The sequence below is a fragment of the Emticicia sp. genome (assembly GCF_049241225.1).
Taxonomy (GTDB): Bacteria; Bacteroidota; Bacteroidia; order Cytophagales; family Spirosomataceae; genus Emticicia.
On the sequence record NZ_JBMLRC010000125.1, the window covers coordinates 39,108 to 42,482 of the forward strand.

The 3,375-nt window shown below is 38.1% G+C and carries 4 protein-coding genes; all 4 read right to left on the reverse strand.

The features are described from left to right. Window positions 1-205 precede the first annotated feature (205 nt). Entirely contained in the window at window positions 206-1,315 is a 1,110-nt protein-coding gene (locus ACOVO2_RS07760; RefSeq protein WP_421769411.1) for a winged helix DNA-binding domain-containing protein, read from the reverse strand. An 87-nt stretch (window positions 1,316-1,402) separates the two neighbouring features. Further along, window positions 1,403-1,912, reverse strand: coding sequence for a DinB family protein (locus tag ACOVO2_RS07765; protein ID WP_421769412.1), 510 nt, complete (start codon window positions 1,910-1,912; stop codon window positions 1,403-1,405). 64 nt (window positions 1,913-1,976) lie between these two features. Then, a complete protein-coding gene (locus ACOVO2_RS07770; protein WP_421769413.1) occupies window positions 1,977-2,693 on the reverse strand; it encodes a helix-turn-helix transcriptional regulator in 717 nt (238 codons plus the stop codon). 19 nt (window positions 2,694-2,712) lie between these two features. Continuing rightward, a complete protein-coding gene (locus tag ACOVO2_RS07775) occupies window positions 2,713-3,033 on the reverse strand; it encodes a hypothetical protein (RefSeq protein WP_421769414.1) in 321 nt (106 codons plus the stop codon). Window positions 3,034-3,375 lie beyond the last annotated feature (342 nt).

The window sequence follows — 3,375 nt, forward strand, 5'->3', positions numbered from 1 at the left end:
ATTTTTGATGGTTCAGCAGTACTATTTGAAAATGGTGCTTTGAAAATTGTATTGGAAAAAATTCATTGCCGTCTGCTTTAGCTGACGGATACTTATAGATAATCAGATTAGACTTTAGTCGAACCATTTGAGTTTGACTAAAGTCAATTTTGTTTATATTCAAAAATCCGTCAGCTAAAGCAGACGGCAATGAAGTAATTATGTTCTACCAAGTTTTTTTTACCTCAACCTCCAATTCCAAAAAATCTCCAAAGCCTTGAGCGGCTGACTGCAATTTTTCAACATCAACTTTTTTAGAAGCATCAAAAAAGGTAGGTTCTATTAAAACCTTATTTTTCTGAATAGTTCGCTTCCAAACGCCATCAACTTTACCATTTATAACAATGATTGGCTTAAAAATGCCATTGCTCGTAATAGCTTGCCCTTGTAAATGTTTATCAAAAACAGCACTTCGGTCTTTATAACTCACGCAATATTCGTCAAAAGCAGGCAGCATAAACACCGAATCTTCTGAGTCAGAAACTTCAGTTTCTCGGTGCATAAAATACGATTTTCCCTCATACTCTATTTGCTCTAAATCGTTTTGGATGCTTTGCAATCCCGCTCGTGCGTCGGTCATTGATAAGCCCGACCACCAATGAAAATCTTGTAAGGTAGCAGGCGAATGGCTTCTAAAATAACGTTGAGCTAAAGTAAAAAGGCTTTCTTCTTTATTAAGTATTAATCCTTTAGGTACTTTTTCATCGAGCAGAGCATAAGTTATTTCTTTTCCTCCGGGTGTACCATTGCAAACAATGGCATCGGTTTCGGCATTCATCATAAAATGCACGGCTCGGCTGGAATCTGTTTTTATGCCTCCCTTTTCTAATTCCTGCATAAGTTCTTGTCGAGAAAGGCTTTTGCCACCTTCCAATGCCTTTATTATCAAGTTATTGGCTTTGACAAATAATGCGGCATCAATTCCCAGCTTACGCTCATATGTAGCTGCCAATGTTTTGATATTTTTGCCAGTAAGTGCCATCATCCAACGAACATCCTGCCCCGAAACAATGTGCCAAGTAGGGCGAAGAATGTGCGTACGAACTAACGACCCATCATTCAACGCATTTTCGATGAGGGTTTTAGTCGAATTCGACAAACGAAGCCCAACTGCCCATTTCGACATCTCTAAATCTTGGGCTTGCATTGCCCCCATATAAGCCACAACTTCTTGCGGAGTCGATAAATCTTGACGCTTGATTTTTTGTTGAGAAAGACGAATGGCAGGAAGATTCATAGTTGGAAGGTTGATGGCTTTGGTTCTAAATAAATTCAACGAGAGCGTTTTTTATTCAAAGTATGGAATATTTTTGAAATATAAAAAGAAGGGGCATACCTGCGAATGATATGCCCCATTTGTTTATTAGCTTCTATCCCAAAACATTGGTGGCTCAATGCCTAATGCTCGTAAATAGACCGTTCCTTGAGCTCGATGATGAATCTCATTATCAATAAAATACAAAATCGTATCAATATTTTTGTTCTCATAAGCACCAAAAGCAACATTTATTTCTTGAAAACGCTCTTCGGGAATTTGTTCCCAATATTCATTTAGAATCGCTGTTACTTCGTCCCATTTTGTCAAGAAGTCTGCTTTTGTTGTAGGAATTAAAGCTGGATTGTTTCCATGATGTGGAAGTTCATCTATGTTTGGATAAATGCCCGTTGCAAGGCCTTTGATGCCGTATTCGGTGAGGTCAATAATTTCCATTGCCAAAAATGCAAATGTTCGCATTCCTCCAACCGAGAAATTGAAAAAATCTTTTTCAGGAAAGGCTTCAATAACTTTTCTTGTCAAACGGCGGTGTCCTTGCCAGTGTTCTAAAAGTGCTTCTGAGGTAGTTACTACGGCTAATTCTTGTACATTCTCCATGATTAAAAAAGTTTAGATTTAAAAGAATGATACAAAGGTCGGGGTGGTCTATGACAGCCCTATGTCAGGGGGTGATTTGTGGTTGAACAAATTTTTCATAATATTCATCAAGGGTCATCGGATGAGGCTGAAACTTCTCGTTTAGTACCTCCAATTGGCGTATTTTATCAATTCTAAAATTTCTAAAATCTTCACGCAGGCGACACCACGCAAGCAACAACCAGTTGTCTTTTCCGAGGCAATACGTGGCAAAAGGTTCAATAATTCGCTGCGTTGTTTCTTCATTGTTTACGGTCTGATAGGTAATCTTGACCAAATTGAAGTGCGTAAGGGCAAGTTGCAGGGTAGCGAGGTGTTGACTTTTGGCTTGTTCGGGCGAACTTTGCCAGATATGCACACGATTTGAGAGTAATTCTACTTTGTCTTTGGTGTCGTATCTAAGAATGGCTTTAATTTTGGCAACAGCACTCGAATAATTTTCAATAAATGATTTATCCTGATTGTTTAAGACCAAATGTTCGGCCGTTATCAAGGCGTTGGCTTCGCTTTCAGAAAATGAAACGGGTGGCAAACGGTAGCCCTCCACGAGCGAATAGCCTTTGCCTTCTTCGGTAAAAATCGGAACGCCCGAGGCTTCCAAAGCTCGAATATCTCGGTAAATTGTACGAACACTCACCCCAAATTTTCGGGATAACTCAGTAGCTGTTATCAAACGCTTGGTTTGTAGAGTCGTCAGTATGGCAGTTAGCCGTGAAAGCCTTTGAAGGTTATTATCTTCCATCAGATTCCTGTAAATATTGCTAAATCATCATCTTATCACCATCAACACCCGCAATTCGCATGGCTTCATATTCCACCTCGACAATAAACTCGGTTTGGTCTTGGTCGAAAAATTCATTATCCCACGCATTAAAATATAGCTGAGTTTTAGTTTGAAGATTTTCAACATCGGCTTTTAGTTGAGCAATCAGAAAATTAGTGAATTTTATCACTTCCAATTTCATCAGCATTACAATTTCGGGAATTGGCATTTCTACTTCTCGGTCTTCCCAATCATCTAAAGTAAATCTTTCTTTGAGTTTGTAGGCTTCCAACTGCTCAATACGTTCTTCTTTCGACATTTCTAATTCAATTCATAAAATTTGTTATTTCAAAGGTAAGCAACAGTTTTAGATTTAGTCAGAGATTGAGTGGTAAAATATATGATTTTAAATTTTTCTTAAAATAAACTTAAAATATTCTTAAAAATATAAAATAAGAAGATGGCTTTATGCGTTTTCTGTGAAACTAAAACACAGTCTAACTATGAAACCATCTTTTGTTTACCTCGCACTTTCTCTGCTTACTGCCAGCGTTTCTTTTATTTCTTGTACAAATGGCTCAAGAGCTAAAGAAGCTGATGCTGAATCTGCATTTAACTCAGTCGACACTACTTCAATTATTCCCGACAACTCAAACCTTAC